This window comes from Acinetobacter courvalinii, from assembly GCF_014635545.1.
In the GTDB taxonomy this organism is placed as follows: domain Bacteria; phylum Pseudomonadota; class Gammaproteobacteria; order Pseudomonadales; family Moraxellaceae; genus Acinetobacter; species Acinetobacter courvalinii.
The window spans coordinates 1369964-1387719 of the sequence record NZ_BMDA01000001.1; the positions used below are offsets into that span (position 1 = coordinate 1369964).

Here is a 17756-nt window from a genome sequence, read left to right on the forward strand (position 1 = left end):
CTTAATTACCTTTCAGAGTATTCAGATAAAAACGCCATTCATCTTCAATCATTTGTGCCAAAGACCGTTTCGGTGTCCAGTTTAAAATACGCTGTGCCTTTTCAATATTGGCACCCAGCTGAGCTAATTCATCATGTTGATAGATTGCAGGCTGTATACGGACCTCAGCCTGAGTGACCGTGAAAATTTCGTCTAGCAAACGTTGAATTGAGGTCAGTTGTGTATGCGCAATATTGAATGATTCCAGGCATCCAGACTGAGCTTTTAGCCAATTCAAGGTCATTAAAATCGCATCACACGCATCCAGAACATGTAAGAAGCTACGTTCAACCGTGCCATCCTGCGTTTGAGCCTGATTTTGCAGTTCAATACAATCACGTTGCAAAGCAGCCACCTGTAGCGCCAAAGGTACAATATTTTTAGGTAACTGGGTGACATACTCCCCTAGAACGCCGTGCTCGAATGCACCCACGATATTAGATAAACGTAGATTGACGATCTTCCATTCAGGATCGACCTTATAGGTATCCGCGATAATATCTTCGACCATTTGCTGTGAGCGGATATAAGGATTGGCAGAGTTATAATTAAATGCTGTTTCTTCTGAAAGTGCTGGATCAGACTGACCATAGACGGCTAGACTGGAAAGATTGACTAACTGTCTCACCCCCATCCGTTGCATCGCACGTAATAAGCTCATGATACTACTGACATTATCATTATAATATTCGAGTGGTTTTAAAGTAGATTCTTCCAAAGACTTAAAACTTGCCGTATGAATGACGGTATCAATTGAATATTGTTCAAATACTTTATTTAATGCAGGCGTATTCCGTACATCCAGTTTCGCAAAAGGAATATACATGCCTGAAATATACTCCAGACGTTCCAGAGTTTGTAAAGTTGAGTTAGCCAGGTTATCAACAATGACAATCTCTTGCCCATGAGCCAATAAACTCAAGGCAATATGTGAACCGATAAAGCCTAAACCACCTGTCACCAAAATCATTGTATACTTACCTTCTTTTTAATCTGTCCATCATCATTTTGCCTACTATGACCATAGTGAATGTTCAATGAGTACACTACTGTTAATTACTTCTCCGCCTACGTCTGTGATTGCATGGCATGCATTCGGTTTAGCCCAAGCATTACAAAATAAGCATGAGGATTTTCGTGTTTTCTTTTACCAAGACGGTGTTCACGTTGCGAATGATTTACAGTGGTTTCCTGATGATCAACGCAACCTGAAACAGGAATGGCAAAAACTGAGCATTCGACTCCCTGTCTGTGTCAGTGCTGCCCTTGCTCGGGGTATCACTGATGCTGGCAATGCACAGCGTCATTCACTTCAACATCACAACTTGGCACAAGGTTTTGAGCTGGTTGGGCTTGGAGAGCTTGCTGATGCAGTGCAAAGCTGTTCTCGTTTAATTCAATTTTAATTTAAGTTCTTTAATAGAGTGTTGCTTTAAAAAGGTAAATTGTGTGAAATCTGTACTTGTCATCCTAACGCAGCCTAATTTAACGAATTTGCAGACCAATGAAAGTCTGTCTGCAACTATGGTTTTAGCAACCTTTGGTATTTCTGTCAAAGTATTATTAAGAGATGCCGGATTGAGTTTATTGAATAATAAATTAGAATTTGACCAGCTCAAACACGCCTTTAAAATCGCCGCCAACATGGTCGACAGTTTTGAATTCTATGATTTAACCCCAATTTTGGTTGAATATAAAAATCAACAACTTAGCATCATAGAAAACACCGATCAGGAAATTGAATTTATCAATATGAGCCCTGAATTCATCCATTCTTTTGATCATGTCTTGTATTGGTAAGGACTTTTACTATGGAAAATAGTGCTTTATTTTTAATCCAATCGTCCTATAACAATCTCGATAAAATCTGGGAGCAGTTAGCACAAATGGCACAATCTGATGACCATATCGTGATTATGGGTGATGCTAGCTTGGCTATTCCAGCGACAGTTTTTAGCCGCTATGCTCATCTCTACTGCCTGGAAAATGAACTGAGCCTGTTGAGTAATGAGAATCAGGAACATGTTAAAGTGATTGATTACGCAGCATTTGCAGATTTAGTTTTGCAATTTAAACGCTGTATCACCTTAAAATAATTTTTAATCGGATTTATTTAAAATTTACTTAGGCTATTTATGCAATTAGAGTTAGATCAAGACGGTCATCTGGTCGATTACACCATCTGGAACCCTGAAGTGGCTCAGGAACTAGCGAAAACACTGGATTTGGAACTGACCGACTGGCATTTTGAGGTCCTCCATGCCGTACGTCAGTTTTATCAGCAATTTGGGCATTCACCCGCGACCCGCCCATTGATTAAGTTTTTAATGAAGACGGTCGGTCCCGAGATTAATAATGCCGAGTTACAGCAACGATTTAATACCGGTCTGGTTGCCCGTCATTTAAGCCGTTTAGCGGGCGTACCCAAACCGGCAAACTGTTTATAATCACCTTCAAGCAAATTTCTTGGCACAGGCTACACATATAATCACTGCAACTGTGACTGCAAACATCGCGATGCTGACCTGTTCATGCAGCAGCACCGCAGCAATGATTAGGCCAAATATCGGTTGCAGGAGTTGTAATTGGCCTACAGTGGCAATCCCGCCTTGCGCCAGACCTTTGTACCAGAAAAAGAAACCGATCAGCATACTGAATAACGAGACATAGGCTAAACCCAGCTTTGCAGAAACTGAAACCTGTGCAAAGTTGACTGGTAAGTAGAGATAGGAAAGTAACAACATGATCGGTAAGGTTATGATCAGTGCCCAGCAAATCACTTGCCAGCCCCCTAAATACTTTGATAGCTGCCCACCTTCTGCATAGCCAAAACCACAGAGTAATATGGCACATAGCATGAAAACATCGCCATAACCAAATGACCAGACACCGGTCTGAAACACCATAAAACCAAAAACCAGCGCTCCGCCTAAAACAGCAAGCAACCAGAATGCGAGATTGGGGCTTTCTCCACCCCGCAATACACCAAAAATCGCAGTCGCCAACGGCAATAACCCCACAAATACAATGGTATGGGCAGCACTGACATATTGAAGAGCTAGTGCAGTAAATAATGGAAATCCAACCACCACGCCAAGGGCGACATACAATAAAGGTAGCCAGTGTTTTTTCTCAGGCAATTTTTGTCGTGACAATAGAAGCAGTGCCAAGCCTAAAAGTCCTGCAATCGCAGCCCTTGCCGCAGTTAAAAAGGTCGGACTAAAATCCATGACCGCCACACGGGTGGCAGGTAAAGAACCTGCAAATATGACCACACCAATAAAACCATTGATCCAGCCACTGCTTAAAGATTTCATTTAAATTCTCCAGATCTATATGCAGAATTTAAACTGTGCTAAGGTGAATGCACCATACACACTACAGTACAATTTCAAATAACTGTACTGGTATAAAATCCAACACAGTCAGGCTCAAACCTATGAAAAGCACGAAAATTGATTCTGTGATACAACATATTCATGATCAGATTAAAAATCGCTCCTTGGTGCCTGGCTCGCGTCTTCCTTCCGTACGCGCCTTGGCTGCTGTTTTAAACCTATCTGTCTCGACCATAGTAGAAGCATATGAACGTCTGGCGGCACAAGGCCTGATCGAAGCAAAAACAGGTTCAGGCTTCTTTGTAGCCGGACCACTGGCACCGTTATCAATCTCGGAAATTCACCCTAAAATTGACCGCAATATTGACCCGCTCTGGATTTCCAGACAAGCACTGGAAGCAAAACAAGGGGTACTCAAACCAGGCTGTGGCTGGTTACCAGATAACTGGATGCCGCATGAAAATATACGCAAAGCAATGCGCAAAGTCTCCAGAGCCAGTTCAAGTATTCTGACTGATTATTCAACTCCTCTAGGGTTGGCACCGTTACGTGAATTGCTTTCGCGTAAAATTTTGACCAAAGGAATTGAAGCGACTTCTAATCACATTCTATTGACAGACTCCGGCACCCAGGCCATTGATTTAATTTGCCGCTATTTTCTAAAACCCAATGTTGTGGTACTGGTGGATGATCCTTGTTATTTTAATTTTCACGCCTTACTCAAAGTTCACCAGATTCAGATCATTGGCGTGCCTTATACGCAAACCGGACCTGATATTGAGGCATTCGCTCAGGCCATTCACAAACATAATCCCCGCTTATATATTACCAATTCAGGCATTCATAATCCGACCGGTGCCGTACTCACCGCATCCAAAGCCTATCAGGTGTTAAAACTGGTTGAGCAATCTAACCTGATTGTGATTGAAGATGATATTTTTGCAGATTTGGAACTCCACACGGCGCCACGACTCGCAGCACTGGATGGCCTGTCTCGTGTCATTCATATTGGCAGTTTTTCTAAAACTTTGTCGGGTGCAGTCCGCACAGGTTATATCGCAACCAAACCAGAGTGGATCGAGGATTTAACGGACATCAAGATTGCGACCAGCTTTGGCGGCAATAACCTTTGCGCAGAAATTTTATTTTCAGCTTTAACGGATGGTAGCTATCGTAAATATCTGGATGAATTGAAAATAGATCTGGCAAAAGCCATGGATTCAACCATCAAACAGTTAGAGAAACTGGGCATCAAGCCGTGGGTGAAACCTCAGGCAGGTCTATTTCTATGGTGTGAATTAGCTGAACATCTGGATACAGCACGAATTGCTCAATACTGTCTGGAACAAGGCGTGATTCTGGCACCCGGCAATGCCTTTAGTCAAAGCCAGAAGTTTAAAAATTTTATTCGTTTTAATGTGGCGCAATGCCAGAACCCAAAAATTTTCGAGGTGCTATCGCATGCGATTCAGATAGCACATCAGCATGGTTGATTATGCACTTTTTTGTTTCTGTTCGATAAAAGCAAAATAGCCCGGACCAGCAGCCACCCGCACATCTTTGACATGGATCGGCTCTTCACATTCTGAACAGATCACTTTCGGGCTAATTTTCTTGCCACAGCTTTTATGCGTAAATTCAAGTGGCTTGCCCAGTCCCATATCCATCCATTTATCTGCCCATTGCACCATCGCCAGAAGGATCGGATACAGATCCAAACCTTTTTCAGTCAGTTGGTATTCAAAGCGTTCCTGTCGGTCGACATACGGCACCTTGATTAAAATCTCGTGCTCGACCAGACGTTTTAAGCGTTCTGAAAGAACGTGACGGGTTAAGCCCAGACTTCGTTGAAAGTCATCAAAACGGCGTACACCCATAAATGCATTACGTAAGATGAGCATTGTCCAACGATCACCTAATACTGAAAGCGTCCGAGCTACTGAACATGGCTGATCGCCAATTTCTTCCCATTTCATTATTATCACCTAATCATTTTTTTAAAGTTTTTGCAGACATGGAATCTATGTCTTGAACCGTCATGTTTAGAAACTAAACAATATAAAATATACACTAAACTACCTTATCCATCAGATGCAATATTGGCACTTGGCGAAAAGTGACAATATTCACAAATTTCATTCATTTCTGCTGAACCTTTAATTACGAATGAATACTCCGTTCATTTCCATTCCTGCTTCAGGCTGGATATGCGCAGGAATACGTACCAGACAGTTGGCCTGCATCAGATTACTCAGCATATGCGATTGCTGCTTGGCAAGGCTTTTCAGCTTGAGTTGACCTTGTTCAAAATAGGCATGCATGCGTAAGAATCGCTCACGTGCATCCGACTTCAAATCATGGGTCAGTATTGCGTTAAACCATTCCAGAGATTGAGTCTGGTTTTGTAAGGCATCGAATAGAACCTTGCCATACATTTGCATACACACATACACGGCTGCCGGATTACCAGGCAAACCGAGTATATAGCAGTGATGATTGGGAGCCGTATATTCAGCAAAAAATAAAGGCTTGCCTGGTTTTTGCTTGACCTTCCAGAACACCTGCTCAAAACCTGCTTCAAACGCACAAGGACGGACGAAATCATAGTCCCCCACAGAAACACCGCCTGTGGTAATAATCACATCATAATGCGGTTTGAGCTGTTCAAAGCATTGTGTCACCTGTTCTGCTTCATCTGCTATATGACGTATTTCTACCGCTAGCCCATAGTCTTGCAACCAGGCTTTTAACAGCGGACCATTGGCATCAAACACTTTGCCAGCCTGTAGATCATCGGGAGTTTCAGCAACTTCATCACCGGTAATCACCACGGCAACTTTGGGCTGTTTAAATACTTTAAGCGTTTTCACACCCGCCATACTTAAAGCTGCCAAAGCACCGATATTAATGCGTTGACCAGGCTCCGCCAGTTGTTGCCCACGCTGCACTTCTTCTCCGGTAAAACGGATATCGGCCTGAGCCTTGATATGCTCAGTCAAACGGATCAGATGCTCGCTTTCAACATGTACAATTTCTTGCCGAGCTACATGGGTGGTTCCTTCAGGGATTTTCCCGCCAGTAAAAATACGAACGGCTTGTCCATCCCTAAGCTCTACATCAGACTCACTGCCCGCTTTAATTTCACCAATCACCGAGAAAGTCGCCTCTTGCAGATTTTCACTTACACTATGGATTGCATAGCCATCCACTGCACTTTGTGAGAAGCTGGGTAAATTCACCTGAGAAGTGATCACTTGAGCCAGATAACGATTGAGACACTCGCCCAAAGGCAAGGTCTCAGTGGCTAAGATTTTGGTTTGAGCTTGAATCAGTGCGAATGCATCATCAATACTGATCAAGCCTTTTTCAGCACCACATCCAGACATTATTCATAACCTCCCGGATGTGGTAAGTCTCGGCAGACATCAAAAATATGTACCAATGCAGGTAAAATCGCTGCCATGGACTCACTGGCACCGCCGCGACTGCCCGGCAAAGTCACCACCAACGAACGATCAATAAACCCTGCAACACCACGTGACATCGCCGCATAAGGCGTGCGCTTCTGACCAAATGAACGTGCCGCTTCCATCAGACCATCCAGTTTTCTTTCCAGCAGCGGCTCAAGCGTATCCACCGTAATATCACGCTTGCCAATTCCTGTTCCACCAACCGTCATGATGCAAGCATAAGATTTAGTTAACTCCAGAACCAGATCTTTTAACTGGTCAGCTTCATCAGGCAGGATTTGATAATGAATCGGATCAAAGCCCGCTTCGGTCAAGGTCTCAACCACGGACTTACCTGCCGTATCCGGTTTACGTCCCGAAGCCACAGTATCCGAAAGCACAATCACAGCAGCAGAAACAGGCTGACGCAAAGTGCGTTTAAAGTGGGATTTACCACCCTTTTTCTTCAGTAACTTGCATTGATCCAGACACAGCTCTTCAGGTTCGCAATGCGGTTTCAGCATGTCATACAGGGTTAATCCGGCCAGACTGGCAGCCGTCAAAGCTTCCATCTCAACACCTGTCGGTCCGATGGTTTCAACTGTGGTTAAGATCACCACATGATCATCCTGCAGCTCATATTCCACATCAGCACGATAAATCGGTAAGGGATGACACAGCGGAATCAGCTCGTCTGTGCGTTTCGCTGCCAGAATGCCTGCAATTCGCGCGGTTTTTAAGGCATCGCCTTTTTCGGTATTTCCATCACGAAGTAACTGAATACAATGGGCGGGTGCATGTAAAATTGCTTGAGCTTCTGCTACACGGTAACTTTCGGGTTTCATCCCAACATTTTTCATTTTAACTTCCTGAGACTTTATTCGTGTGTATGCGTATGTGTGCAATTTTCTGAATGATGAACATGTTGATGCCGCTCAGCCTGAGACGTTGATTCAGCCGTATCTTTGCGGATACAACAGCCTTCCACATAGTGACTGGTGCCATCCATGAAAAACTCTTCTTTCCAGATCGGAACCTCATGTTTGACCCGTTCTACAGCTTCTTCACAGGCCTGAAAAGCTTCACGGCGATGAGCGGCATAGGCAATGGCAATAATTGCCGTTTCGCTGACCTCTAGATAACCGATACGATGCATCACCCGAACATAAGAAACCTGATATTTGTCTTTGACTTGCTGTTCGATTTCACGAATCATCTTTTCAGCAACGGGCGTATAGGAGGTATATTTCAAGGCCTTGACCGCTTTACCTTCATGATGGTTACGCACTGTGCCGATAAAAATATCAATCCCCCCACATTCAGGAAAGGATTGAATGGGATCAAAGCTGTCAAGGCTTAGCGGCTGATCCTGTACTCGGGCAAATTCACGCATATTTAGCCTCCTGCTACTGGCGACAACAGTACTAAAGTACAAGATCTATCTAATGCGGTTTGACGCGTCACCATATCTTCTCCTATTGCGCAGGCACATTTTTCCATGGCCTGATCAGCCTCAGGATAGAGCTTTACTATACGGGTCAATACATCTTTGACACTTTGATTTTCTGCAAACACGAATGCTAGCGCCTTGGGCAACAATCGTTCAATTGCGCCAAAAGCTTCAATTTTAATCTCAATGGTTTGCATATTTACTCCAGATCACATGCGGGTTTAACCACCCAGCATATGCATACTGATTTTACGGGTGTGTTGCTGTTGTATGGCATGATAACCTTGGGCTTTATGCCAGATATAAGGTTTAAGCTGTTGTTCGAGTTGCAGTAATGCAAGCTGCTTTAATTCATTATTCTGTTGAAGTATATCCTGTAAATAAGGCTTGATATTTAAGCCTTGTTGAGCAAATAGACAGTTATACAGTTCACCTTGAGCCGTTAAACGGATTCGATCGCAATCGCCACAAAATGAATGGCTAATGGTCGAAATAATACCAAGTGGATAATTGCCATCGAGTTGATAGATCCGTGCAGGCTCATGCTGCTGTGGTAAAAGCTGAACCTCATAATGTGGCTGGAGTTGCGCTAAAATTTCCGCTTCAGTGACCACCGTATCATTCGTCCAGTGCCGATCACCATCCAGTGGCATAAACTCGATAAAGCGCAATGGGATGCTCTGTTGTTTTGCCCACTGTACCATCGGCACAATCTGGTCATCATTTCGACCTTTCATTAACACACAATTGAGTTTAAATGGCAGCTCAGCCTTTCTTGCAGCCTCTATACCATTGAGTACGGGTGCAAGTTCCTTTTTGGTTAGTTGCTTGAACTGGGCCGGATTCAGGCTATCCAGACTGATATTAAGATCGTCTAAACCCGCCTGTTTCAAAGCTTGTGCATACTTCGCCAGATAATGGGCATTGGTAGTGATTGAAATCCGTTTTAAGCCGAACGCTCTTAGCCGTTGTAAATCAGCAATAAAATGCACCACGCCCTGACGCATTAACGGCTCGCCACCCGTGATACGAATATTCTCGATCCCTTGCCCGACCATATATTGGCAAAAGGCAAATAAGGCTTCGAAACTAAGCAAATCCTGTTTTTTCATCCATTCAGGATGCTCAGGCATACAATAAATGCACTTGAAATTGCAGCGATCCGTCACGGAAATCCGTAACTTACGCTTAATACGACCATACTGGTCCTGAAGAACCGGTAAAGTCGTTTCAAGTTTTTCATGCTTCATCATACGCACTCATTTGTAGATCTTTTAACTGGCCCAGCACAAGTTCTGTGCAGGTTTGTTGATGTATTGAATCAAAGTATTTTTTATTACAGCAATAATTATTCCAATCACATCCTGTGTTCAAGCTTGCTGCTGCTGATTCATACAAATCAGCAACACATTCAATTTACGCATAAAAATATCTGATGTCTTGCATATTTTTGTTCAAAATTGCATGCACTATTTTCAAGCAATTTGCTCAGCAGTGATTAAATTTGGTGCATCATTATAATAAAATCAATACCCTGATCGTCTAAACCATTACTGGCTGCAAACGTACAGGTACATATTTATGGTAGGGCGTCTTGGACAACGGGTCACAATGCCGTGTCGAGGTCAGACGGTTCAATTGTGGTCCAACCGGTGCAGCACCAGCATAACTTAAACCATAACCGTGCGGTAATGACACCACGCCTTTGCGCATCCCTTCATCCAGTTCCACCATTACCAGAATCTGGCCATGCTCAGAAATACATTGCAGCATTTGCCCTGTTTCAACACCTAACGCCACCGCATCATCAGGATTGATTCTTAAACGCCCTTCTGCATCGACTTTACGCCAGGCAGGATCTCTATAGATCTGGTTGGCATTGTAGCTACGTCGCTCACCAGCCAGCAAGATAAAAGGATAGTCTGCCGTGGCTGCAAATTTCTGATGCTGTAACTGCGCCAGCTCGATAAACATTTCCGGAATTGCTAAACGGATCATTTTATCTTTATAGGCGATCAGCTCCCAGACATCGGCATAATCATGCTGCGACAGCACCACGCCTGAACGCTGTTGCAAAATGGCCTGAAACAGCTTGACCCCAAGATTAAGACGATTGCCTGCATAGCCCGCTCGCTTCACCGCTTTAAAATGCTGTGCCGCATATTGCATGCATAAGGGCAACAATAAAGCGGTCGAAGCTGCATCGTCTGGTAATGTTTTACCTAGAGTTCGATAAACGATAGAGGCAGCATAAGGAATCAGTTGCTTATGTTGAACAAAACTGGCCCCCAGCGCTCCGAAATAGGCAAGATAAGCCGTTTTTGCACTGTCTTTTTGCGCAATTTTGCTCAGGATGGGAAACTGTCGCGGAATCACCTGCATGGCTTCCAGTAATCGGGTATAAATTTCGGCCTCAGGCAAAGTATCACCTTGGGCTTTAAAAAGTGGATGGCGTAAATGAAAGCCATTTTTAGGAAATTCCAAATTGAATCCGGTAAATTCCCATTTTTCGAACTGACTATGCGCCGGCAAAATATAATCGGCCAGACGTGCAGTTTCTGTCATCGCAACGTCCACCACGACCAGAAGCTCCAGTGACCGGAAGGCTTGCTCATAAGCTGCCGTATCAGGATAAGTCAGTAAAGGATTACAACTATCCACAAATACGGCACGAATCCGTTTTTCTCCTGCCTTTAGGATCTCATCTGGCAAGATATTCGGCGGAAAGAACCCCGAAATCGGAAACATTTTATGGTGAACTGTACGCCGATACTTGGGATTGCGCTCATCGGTATGGCTCAGGATTGGAATAAACATACTATGCAGATTATTGCTTCCCTGCTGTCCAAAATGTCCTGTCAGGAGATATAGAAGTTTCTCTAAATAGCCATTCAAGGTGGTGTTTAAGGTATGTTGAATTCCCAAATCAATACGTACACAACCACGTTTGGCTTGAGCAAAGTCACGTACGATCTGATAAATCAACCCAACCGGAACGTCTGCTTTGTGGATATATTGTTCTATCGGAACCGCCGCAAAAGCCTGCTTTACTTCATCAAAACCATGAGTATGTTGATCTATAAACTGCTGGTCATAAAGATTTTCCTGCAACAGGATCGCAATCATGGCAGACATCAGATAAGCGTCCGTTCCCGGTTTCAGCTGTACATGAATATCCGCCTGTTTGGCTGTTTCGGTGACACGCGGATCGAACACCACCATGGTGCGATCCGGATCTTTTTTAATCTGTTTCAAGGTATCTCTGGCATTGGGAATGCCATGTGCCTGAAAGGGATTGGTTCCAATAAACAGCACATAATCAGCATGCTCCACATCCTCGGTGGTATGACAGGCCTGGCTACCAAATAAACGACCATTGACCCAGAAATCTCCTGTTTTTTCCTGAGCTAAGGAGTTATAAGCATAAAAGCTTTTCATGGCATATAACAGTTGCCGACCATAAGCAGCGCCCAAATGATTGCCCTGCCCACCGCCACCGACAGTAGCGAATGCAGTTCCACCATGGGTATCCCGAATCTGGACCAGCTGTTCGGCAATCTCCTGAATCGCCTGGTCCCAGCTGATCTGCTGAAAGGAACCATCAGCTTGACGCTTTAATGGTGCTGTCAAACGGTCTGCATGTTGCTGATAATGTTGCAATCGCGCTGCTTTCTGACAGATATAACCTTGTGAAAAAGGATGGTTTACATCACCTTTGATCTTTTTAAACTGGTTATCTTCAATGTCCACACTCAGCCCACAGTTACGTGAACATAGTATGCAAGCTGTGACATCCTGTCTGGGTACCATGCCAGTCATTATTTTTCACCTTAATATTTATTGTTTTATGAATATTGACCTGTTAAGCAGATTTGTCCTGCTGCTCCCACTAAACGGACATGATTCTGCCCCTGCTCGCTGCTGATTTCGACTTGGTTATGTTCTGAAGGCAATTTAACCGGTTTTAAAAAGCGCACATCAATTTGCTGGATCGGTTCAGGAAGTAATTCAAAGCTGCGTGCAAACATACCAAAGCCATGTAAAACTTTTTGTCCAAAGCTCGACATTTTCGCTAACGGCCCGATCCAATGAATTGGATTAAAGTCACCCGTCAGCAAGGCAAACTTAAAACCATCATCCGCTGTCGCCGACCACTCTCCCACAGATTGCCAGGTTTTGTCATCACGAGATTCTGTACGTTTGCTTTTCTTAAAATGCGGCAACATAAATACCATGTGTAATACCGTTTCGACTAATTCTGGCTGGGTAATCGTTCCGGTAATGATTTGCACGGAAAGACGTGCCAGACCATTTCGTTCGTCCACCGTGGCGATTTTGGCCTGAATCAGCAGCTTTTCATTTCTTGGAATATCACCATAAATTTTTAAACTCACTCCTTGATTAATCACCTGACTGAGCGGATAAGCAGTCTGTAACAGTAGACGGGTCGCAAATGACAGCCCCCACTGGGATACCATATGTGCCGGAATTGTATTGGAATATTTACTGAGCGGCGCTCCGCTCCATTGAATGTAGTGATTCACCAATTCATCACTCGGCGCTTTAATAATTTCTTTAATGGGTGCAAGTGCTTGCCAATCACTTTGCACTGCTTTGGCTCTTTTAAAGCTTCGTAAGAATATTTTTCCAAGCCCAGTCAAGGTTGCCTGATGCTCAAATAAAAATTGCAATGGAATCTGCTGATAATGAACTGTCCGCATCTCCAACTCCTTATTCCTGTTATTTTTTTCATGAGGTAAACGACAATAAGGCAATAGATTACCTGAATTGCAGTACTCTCGCCGTGCTTAAATTTCAAACAGGTTCTAAAATAGAACTCGTTAAGCCGAAGGTCAAGACCTTTTATCTGAATTCAAAAAATCTATGGATAGCCGCATGACTTTGAGATGACAAGCTTATAACAACTTAATATAAGACAATTTAAGTTACAATTATGATAACAAACCACGTATTAATATATTGAGGTTTATTCTTTTTTATAAAAATTTAAATAAAACAAAACTCAACTCAGCATTTTAGAAATAAAATTTTATTAAAATTCATACAATTACAATTTCACAAAAGTATTTTAATCCAAAATAAAAAGGGCTTTTCATCTTTATGTAAAAGCCCTTTTATATGAGACATATAATAACAAACTGACCTAAAAATGATTACTCAATCACAAAATGCTCATCAATATATTAACTTCTTATGTTTTACCAAGAGGTCTTTTTTCTCATTATATAGCTTTTCATTAATATCTTTTGATTGAAACATTTTGCTTCTTTTAATCATATATTCAGGTTTGTAATTTCCTTCCTGATCATAATTTGCAGGATTAAATTCAGGAAAATCATCATAATAGTCAGATACTTTTTGCATATTCATCTCCTAAGACTCAATACAGTTTATTAAAAATTAATATATTGAAGTATGTACTACAACAGAGCCATGCACTATATAAATCTTAAATACCAAAACATTCTATATGAGAAATGTAAGAAAAATTTACGATGTATTACAAACATTACTAATGTAAATTACGTTCTGCTTATGTTTGCTTATTGACAACTCAACTATTATAAATTTTTTATCGCTCTATAATAAAATAAAATGGTAATAAGAGATATTAAAATTGAACAATAGAACAGATAAAATAAGTTCAGCATCAGATTATTTAACCTGTCTGAGAGATAAGCTTAGCTCGAATAATAATAAGCCATGCCTGTTTCTGGATATAGATGGGACTTTATCGGATTTCCAATTAGATCCTAATGATTGCTATATTCCATCGAGCACTTTAGATATTATAAATAAAATAATATTAGAACAAATTCCGGTGGTCGCAGTAACTGGACGAGATATTGAATCTGCACGTAAACTATTTGAAACGATTGATCTTCCGATTGCTGCATTACATGGCTTAGAAATATATCTAGGTAAAGAAAAACAATTAAAAACATCGAAGAATTTTTTAGAAATTTCCTATATTTACAACATATTAACTAAAGCATGTAGCTCTTATCCTGACTTACTGATTGAAAATAAGAGCTCTTCAATCGCCTTACATTATAGAAAAGCGCCTGAACTGGAAAATATTGCAAAAAAAATAATATTGGAAACCCAGCAAGTATTTCCTCAGCTGAAATTAATTCAAGGCAAATTCGTTTATGAGTTAATTCCCGCACAAGCCAATAAAGGTCTGGCAATTAAGGAAGTTTTAGCGCACCTCAAGCAACAAGATGCTTATGCACCCATTTTTATTGGCGATGACGTTACGGATGAAGATGGCTTTTATGTTGTCAATCAGATTGAACAAGGCATTTCAATCAAAGTAGGCCAAGGATTGACCCATGCCAGATACCAACTTGAAGACACAAAACAAGTTCATGATTTTTTAGAATTATTTTTAGAGCATGTTCAAAACCATGACAACAATATCAACAACATTAAGGGCAACAACAACTTAGGTGGAGAGAAAATATGTCTAAATTAATTATTTTATCCAATCGTGTCAGTATTCCAAACGGGCAAAAGGCTTCGGCAGGTGGACTTGCTGTGGCAATACAAGATGCTTTAGATGATATTGGCGGTGTATGGCTTGGATGGAACGGAGAAAGAGTCGATACACCAGATGAGGTACAGTTTAATTTACTTCGTAAAGATGACGTTGAATATATCACCTGCCCTTTAACTGAGTCGCAATATTCAGATTATTATGCCGGATTTGCCAATAATACACTTTGGCCAGCCATGCATTATCGTTCTGACCTAATTGAATATAAATCATCGGAGTATGAAGGTTATCAGCAAGTTAATTATTTATTCGCTCAAAAACTTGCAGAAATTGCAGAACCCGACGATACCATCTGGGTGCATGACTACCACTTCTTGAGCGTGGCAAAATACTGCCGTGAATTGGGTATGCAAAACAAGATTGGATTCTTCCTGCATATCCCTTTTGCTCCTTTATTTATCTGGCAAAAAATTCCGTGTGCACAGGCATTGATTGAAGACTTGTGTCAGTACGATGTGGTGGGTCTGCAAACCGAAAAAGATCAGAAAGTATGTATGCAAGTCTGCACATCCTTATTGAAAGTACAAAAGATTCAGCAAACTTTATTAAGTTACCATCAACGTTTGACCATGATTAAATGCTATCCGATTGGGATCAATCCAACAGCCATCCAAAAAGCAGCCCAACAGTTTATCGATGTTCAGGATTTCATTACCCGTCCTGTGGAACTGAATGCCGCGAAAACCATTATTGGCGTCGACCGGATCGATTACTCAAAAGGTTTGCTGGAACGCTTCCTGTCCTATGCAGAATTTTTAGAGCAATATCCTGAATATCATCAACATATTCAACATTTGCAGATTGCTTGCCCGTGTCGTCTGGAAGTCCCTGCTTATCAACGTTTATTTGAGCGTTTTAAAATTAAGATCGAGATGATTAATCAGGAATTTGCCCAAGAAGACTGGCAACCGGTGGAATGTATCTATGATGCAATGAAACATCATCACTTGATGCAAATCTATCGTCAGGCCGATGTCTGCTGGATCAGTTCAATTCGTGACGGCATGAATCTGGTCGCAAAAGAATATATTGCGGCACAAAATCCGTCTAATCCAGGCGTATTAATTTTGTCTAAATATGCAGGTGCAGCGGAACACATGTCAGAAGCAATTCTGGTAGACCCGACCGATAAAACGGCGATGGTCAATGCCTTAAAAACCGCGCTGGAAATGCCGCGTCAAGAACGTATTTCACGCTACAAACAACTGATGAAAGGTTTAAAAGATTTTGATATTAATGACTGGCGCAATGCATTTCTTAGTGACTTACATTACAAAACCGCTTTACAGGATTTCAGATTTATGGGAATGCGTAACGTTAATCCGATTTATCAAAATTTATAACAGCCATTTAGCAAGCAACTGGCAATATCCAGATATTGCCAGTTCAATTTTACCTGTATCTTATTTCACGTAAGTCCAACGATTTAATGCTACTATCAGCAATAATACGCCTGATAAGGCCATAAAAACCGTACTTAAACCGAACAGCTCAGCAATCATTCCAATCATAGCAGGCCCGACCAGTATGCCTGTATAGGCCAATGTTGACACACAAGACAGTGCGATTGCGCTTGTCATGACGGTCTGACGTCCGGCACGTGAAAACATGATCGGTACGATATTGGAACATCCTGCACCAACTAAAGTATAGCCCAGTAATACCAGCCACCAATGCGGTGCAATACTGACCAGCGCCAAACCCAAGGCGGCACAAATCGCGCTATAGCTGAGCAGTTTTTTCTCACCGAAATAGCGGATCAGGGTGTGTCCGGTAAAACGTCCTGTGGTCATGGCAATCGCAAAAAAGGTATAGGCCAATCCTGCAAAGGCAGCATTTACCCCATATTCATGGGTTAAATAAATCCCGCTCCAGTCCATTGCTGCGCCTTCCATCATAAAAATGATAAAGCAAGCCAACCCGATCAGCACAATCAAAGGTTGTGGCAAACGCTGGAGAAGCGACTTTTTAACGGTCGAGGATGCTTCTGGTACTGTATTTTCCACCGCTTTTATACTGAGTGGCGCTAAAAGAACGGCGATAAGTACCAACAGCAAGCTCACTGCCAGCGCACTCACCAGCGGTGAAACACTCAAGGCCAGTAATGCAGTAATGGTCAGTACGCCGGCCAATCCGCCCAGACTGGCCATCCCATGAAAGCCGGACATCAGCGATTTCAGGCTGTTCTTCTCGACCACCACAGCCTGGATATTAAGCGCAACGCCCAAGCTTCCTGAGGCGGTACCAAATAAGAATAAGGAGATGGCCATCATTAAAGGGGTACTGCATAAACTCAGGCTAGGCAGCAAAACGGCGAGCAACAATAAAGCAAAGCCAATCGGTACACGGCAGCCAATACGCTGGACGATTTTGCCCGTCGCAGGCATAGCCAGCATGCCACCTAAGCCACCGCATAATAACAATAAGCCGAAATCTGCATGATTAAAATGCAGACGCTGTTGCGCAAAAGGGATCAGCGGTGCCCAGGCAGCCGTAGCAAAACCCAAGCCGAAAAAGCTGAAGCGAGTTGAAAGACGTTGAGCACTTAATTGAATTTCAGGATCAACAAGGGCAGCTCTGGAAAAAAGGATCATTTAATACCATCCACACAAATTAACTCAGATCTTCCATCTCAGATAAATCTCCATAGAAAAACCCCTGTGGATCTATAGAGCAGTTCTATAAATTCACAGAGGCTTTTATGGCGAAATTATACACAAAATTACATGAAAAACATCTTTTTTTACAAATATAAAGTTATTAAATTTCAAATACTTAATTTCATATTTACAATAAAATTAAAATGTTTATTTCTAAGGCTTTTTTGATTTTCCTAAACATATTCAATCATAAATCGAAGCATATTCATGGCTTAATCAGCATTTATATAAAATTGTGAA

19 protein-coding genes are annotated in these 17756 nt (G+C 42.2%); 7 read left to right on the forward strand and 12 right to left on the reverse strand.

Going from position 1 to position 17756, the window contains the following annotated elements; translation table 11 throughout:
- Position 1 precedes the first annotated feature (1 nt).
- Complete coding sequence (locus IEV39_RS06130; RefSeq protein ID WP_005285574.1) at positions 2–1009, reverse strand: SDR family NAD(P)-dependent oxidoreductase; 1008 nt, start codon at positions 1007–1009, stop codon at positions 2–4.
- 67 nt (positions 1010–1076) lie between these two features.
- Between IEV39_RS06130 and tusD the strand changes: the two genes are divergently transcribed.
- From tusD to IEV39_RS06150, 4 genes are read left to right on the forward strand one after another with little or no spacing between them, the layout of a single operon-like run.
- On the forward strand, positions 1077–1445 hold the full coding sequence (tusD, locus tag IEV39_RS06135) for a sulfurtransferase complex subunit TusD (RefSeq protein ID WP_005230196.1): 369 nt from the start codon (positions 1077–1079) through the stop codon (positions 1443–1445).
- Positions 1446–1488: 43 nt separating this feature from the next.
- Complete coding sequence (locus IEV39_RS06140; protein WP_005230195.1) at positions 1489–1839, forward strand: hypothetical protein; 351 nt, start codon at positions 1489–1491, stop codon at positions 1837–1839.
- A gap of 11 nt (positions 1840–1850) precedes the next feature.
- Positions 1851–2135 carry a hypothetical protein gene (locus IEV39_RS06145; RefSeq protein WP_005230194.1) on the forward strand — a complete coding sequence of 95 codons (285 nt, stop codon included), beginning with the start codon at positions 1851–1853 and terminating at the stop codon, positions 2133–2135.
- 39 nt (positions 2136–2174) lie between these two features.
- Positions 2175–2486 (forward strand): TusE/DsrC/DsvC family sulfur relay protein, encoded by a 312-nt coding sequence (locus IEV39_RS06150; protein WP_005230193.1) that lies wholly within the window; start codon positions 2175–2177, stop codon positions 2484–2486.
- A 6-nt stretch (positions 2487–2492) separates the two neighbouring features.
- Here IEV39_RS06150 and IEV39_RS06155 read toward each other — a convergent pair whose 3' ends face one another.
- Positions 2493–3356, reverse strand: coding sequence for a DMT family transporter (locus tag IEV39_RS06155; RefSeq protein WP_005285571.1), 864 nt, complete (start codon positions 3354–3356; stop codon positions 2493–2495).
- A 122-nt stretch (positions 3357–3478) separates the two neighbouring features.
- Here IEV39_RS06155 and IEV39_RS06160 point away from each other — a divergent pair, with 122 nt between their 5' ends.
- Entirely contained in the window at positions 3479–4870 is a 1392-nt protein-coding gene (locus tag IEV39_RS06160) for an aminotransferase-like domain-containing protein (RefSeq protein WP_005285569.1), read from the forward strand.
- Here the strand turns inward: IEV39_RS06160 and IEV39_RS06165 are convergent, their stop codons facing one another.
- From IEV39_RS06165 to IEV39_RS06205, 9 genes are all read right to left on the reverse strand, one after another.
- Positions 4871–5353 carry a winged helix-turn-helix transcriptional regulator gene (locus IEV39_RS06165; RefSeq protein ID WP_005230190.1) on the reverse strand — a complete coding sequence of 161 codons (483 nt, stop codon included), beginning with the start codon at positions 5351–5353 and terminating at the stop codon, positions 4871–4873.
- Positions 5354–5533: 180 nt separating this feature from the next.
- Positions 5534–6763, reverse strand: a complete 1230-nt coding sequence (locus tag IEV39_RS06170) for a molybdopterin molybdotransferase MoeA (protein WP_005285567.1) — start codon at positions 6761–6763, stop codon at positions 5534–5536.
- Positions 6763–7686, reverse strand: coding sequence for a bifunctional molybdenum cofactor biosynthesis protein MoaC/MoaB (gene moaCB, locus IEV39_RS06175; RefSeq protein ID WP_005285565.1), 924 nt, complete (start codon positions 7684–7686; stop codon positions 6763–6765). The genes IEV39_RS06170 and moaCB overlap by 1 nt, the downstream gene beginning before the upstream one ends.
- Before the next feature lie 17 nt (positions 7687–7703).
- On the reverse strand, positions 7704–8219 hold the full coding sequence (locus IEV39_RS06180; protein ID WP_005285564.1) for a molybdenum cofactor biosynthesis protein MoaE: 516 nt from the start codon (positions 8217–8219) through the stop codon (positions 7704–7706).
- 2 nt (positions 8220–8221) lie between these two features.
- Positions 8222–8473 carry a MoaD/ThiS family protein gene (locus IEV39_RS06185; protein WP_005285560.1) on the reverse strand — a complete coding sequence of 84 codons (252 nt, stop codon included), beginning with the start codon at positions 8471–8473 and terminating at the stop codon, positions 8222–8224.
- A gap of 24 nt (positions 8474–8497) precedes the next feature.
- Positions 8498–9529 (reverse strand): GTP 3',8-cyclase MoaA, encoded by a 1032-nt coding sequence (moaA, locus tag IEV39_RS06190; protein ID WP_032883149.1) that lies wholly within the window; start codon positions 9527–9529, stop codon positions 8498–8500.
- A gap of 289 nt (positions 9530–9818) precedes the next feature.
- On the reverse strand, positions 9819–12095 hold the full coding sequence (locus IEV39_RS06195) for a molybdopterin-dependent oxidoreductase (RefSeq protein ID WP_005285557.1): 2277 nt from the start codon (positions 12093–12095) through the stop codon (positions 9819–9821).
- A 26-nt stretch (positions 12096–12121) separates the two neighbouring features.
- Complete coding sequence (locus IEV39_RS06200; protein WP_005285556.1) at positions 12122–12997, reverse strand: MaoC/PaaZ C-terminal domain-containing protein; 876 nt, start codon at positions 12995–12997, stop codon at positions 12122–12124.
- Between the two features lie 475 nt (positions 12998–13472).
- The gene (locus IEV39_RS06205) at positions 13473–13661 is read right to left on the reverse strand and encodes a hypothetical protein (RefSeq protein WP_005230176.1); all 189 of its coding nucleotides are present in this window, start codon (positions 13659–13661) and stop codon (positions 13473–13475) included.
- 253 nt (positions 13662–13914) lie between these two features.
- Between IEV39_RS06205 and otsB the strand changes: the two genes are divergently transcribed.
- Both otsB and IEV39_RS06215 read left to right on the forward strand, forming a co-directional pair.
- Positions 13915–14775 carry a trehalose-phosphatase gene (gene otsB / locus IEV39_RS06210; RefSeq protein WP_005285555.1) on the forward strand — a complete coding sequence of 287 codons (861 nt, stop codon included), beginning with the start codon at positions 13915–13917 and terminating at the stop codon, positions 14773–14775.
- Positions 14763–16199, forward strand: a complete 1437-nt coding sequence (locus tag IEV39_RS06215; RefSeq protein ID WP_005285547.1) for a trehalose-6-phosphate synthase — start codon at positions 14763–14765, stop codon at positions 16197–16199. Before otsB ends, IEV39_RS06215 begins: the two co-directional genes overlap by 13 nt.
- Before the next feature lie 60 nt (positions 16200–16259).
- Here the strand turns inward: IEV39_RS06215 and IEV39_RS06220 are convergent, their stop codons facing one another.
- Positions 16260–17450, reverse strand: a complete 1191-nt coding sequence (locus IEV39_RS06220; protein WP_005285546.1) for an MFS transporter — start codon at positions 17448–17450, stop codon at positions 16260–16262.
- Positions 17451–17756 lie beyond the last annotated feature (306 nt).

Coding starts and splice junctions, on each gene's coding strand:
- IEV39_RS06130 (WP_005285574.1), bottom strand. CDS start 1,009: ATGATTTTGGTGACAGGTGGTTTAGGCTTTATCGGTTCACATATTGCC.
- tusD (WP_005230196.1), top strand. CDS start 1,077: ATGAGTACACTACTGTTAATTACTTCTCCGCCTACGTCTGTGATTGCA.
- IEV39_RS06145 (WP_005230194.1), top strand. CDS start 1,851: ATGGAAAATAGTGCTTTATTTTTAATCCAATCGTCCTATAACAATCTC.
- IEV39_RS06150 (WP_005230193.1), top strand. CDS start 2,175: ATGCAATTAGAGTTAGATCAAGACGGTCATCTGGTCGATTACACCATC.
- IEV39_RS06155 (WP_005285571.1), bottom strand. CDS start 3,356: ATGAAATCTTTAAGCAGTGGCTGGATCAATGGTTTTATTGGTGTGGTC.
- IEV39_RS06160 (WP_005285569.1), top strand. CDS start 3,479: ATGAAAAGCACGAAAATTGATTCTGTGATACAACATATTCATGATCAG.
- IEV39_RS06165 (WP_005230190.1), bottom strand. CDS start 5,353: ATGAAATGGGAAGAAATTGGCGATCAGCCATGTTCAGTAGCTCGGACG.
- IEV39_RS06170 (WP_005285567.1), bottom strand. CDS start 6,763: ATGTCTGGATGTGGTGCTGAAAAAGGCTTGATCAGTATTGATGATGCA.
- moaCB (WP_005285565.1), bottom strand. CDS start 7,686: ATGAAAAATGTTGGGATGAAACCCGAAAGTTACCGTGTAGCAGAAGCT.
- IEV39_RS06180 (WP_005285564.1), bottom strand. CDS start 8,219: ATGCGTGAATTTGCCCGAGTACAGGATCAGCCGCTAAGCCTTGACAGC.
- IEV39_RS06185 (WP_005285560.1), bottom strand. CDS start 8,473: ATGCAAACCATTGAGATTAAAATTGAAGCTTTTGGCGCAATTGAACGA.
- moaA (WP_032883149.1), bottom strand. CDS start 9,529: ATGATGAAGCATGAAAAACTTGAAACGACTTTACCGGTTCTTCAGGAC.
- IEV39_RS06195 (WP_005285557.1), bottom strand. CDS start 12,095: ATGACTGGCATGGTACCCAGACAGGATGTCACAGCTTGCATACTATGT.
- IEV39_RS06200 (WP_005285556.1), bottom strand. CDS start 12,997: ATGCGGACAGTTCATTATCAGCAGATTCCATTGCAATTTTTATTTGAG.
- IEV39_RS06205 (WP_005230176.1), bottom strand. CDS start 13,661: ATGCAAAAAGTATCTGACTATTATGATGATTTTCCTGAATTTAATCCT.
- IEV39_RS06215 (WP_005285547.1), top strand. CDS start 14,763: ATGTCTAAATTAATTATTTTATCCAATCGTGTCAGTATTCCAAACGGG.
- IEV39_RS06220 (WP_005285546.1), bottom strand. CDS start 17,450: ATGATCCTTTTTTCCAGAGCTGCCCTTGTTGATCCTGAAATTCAATTA.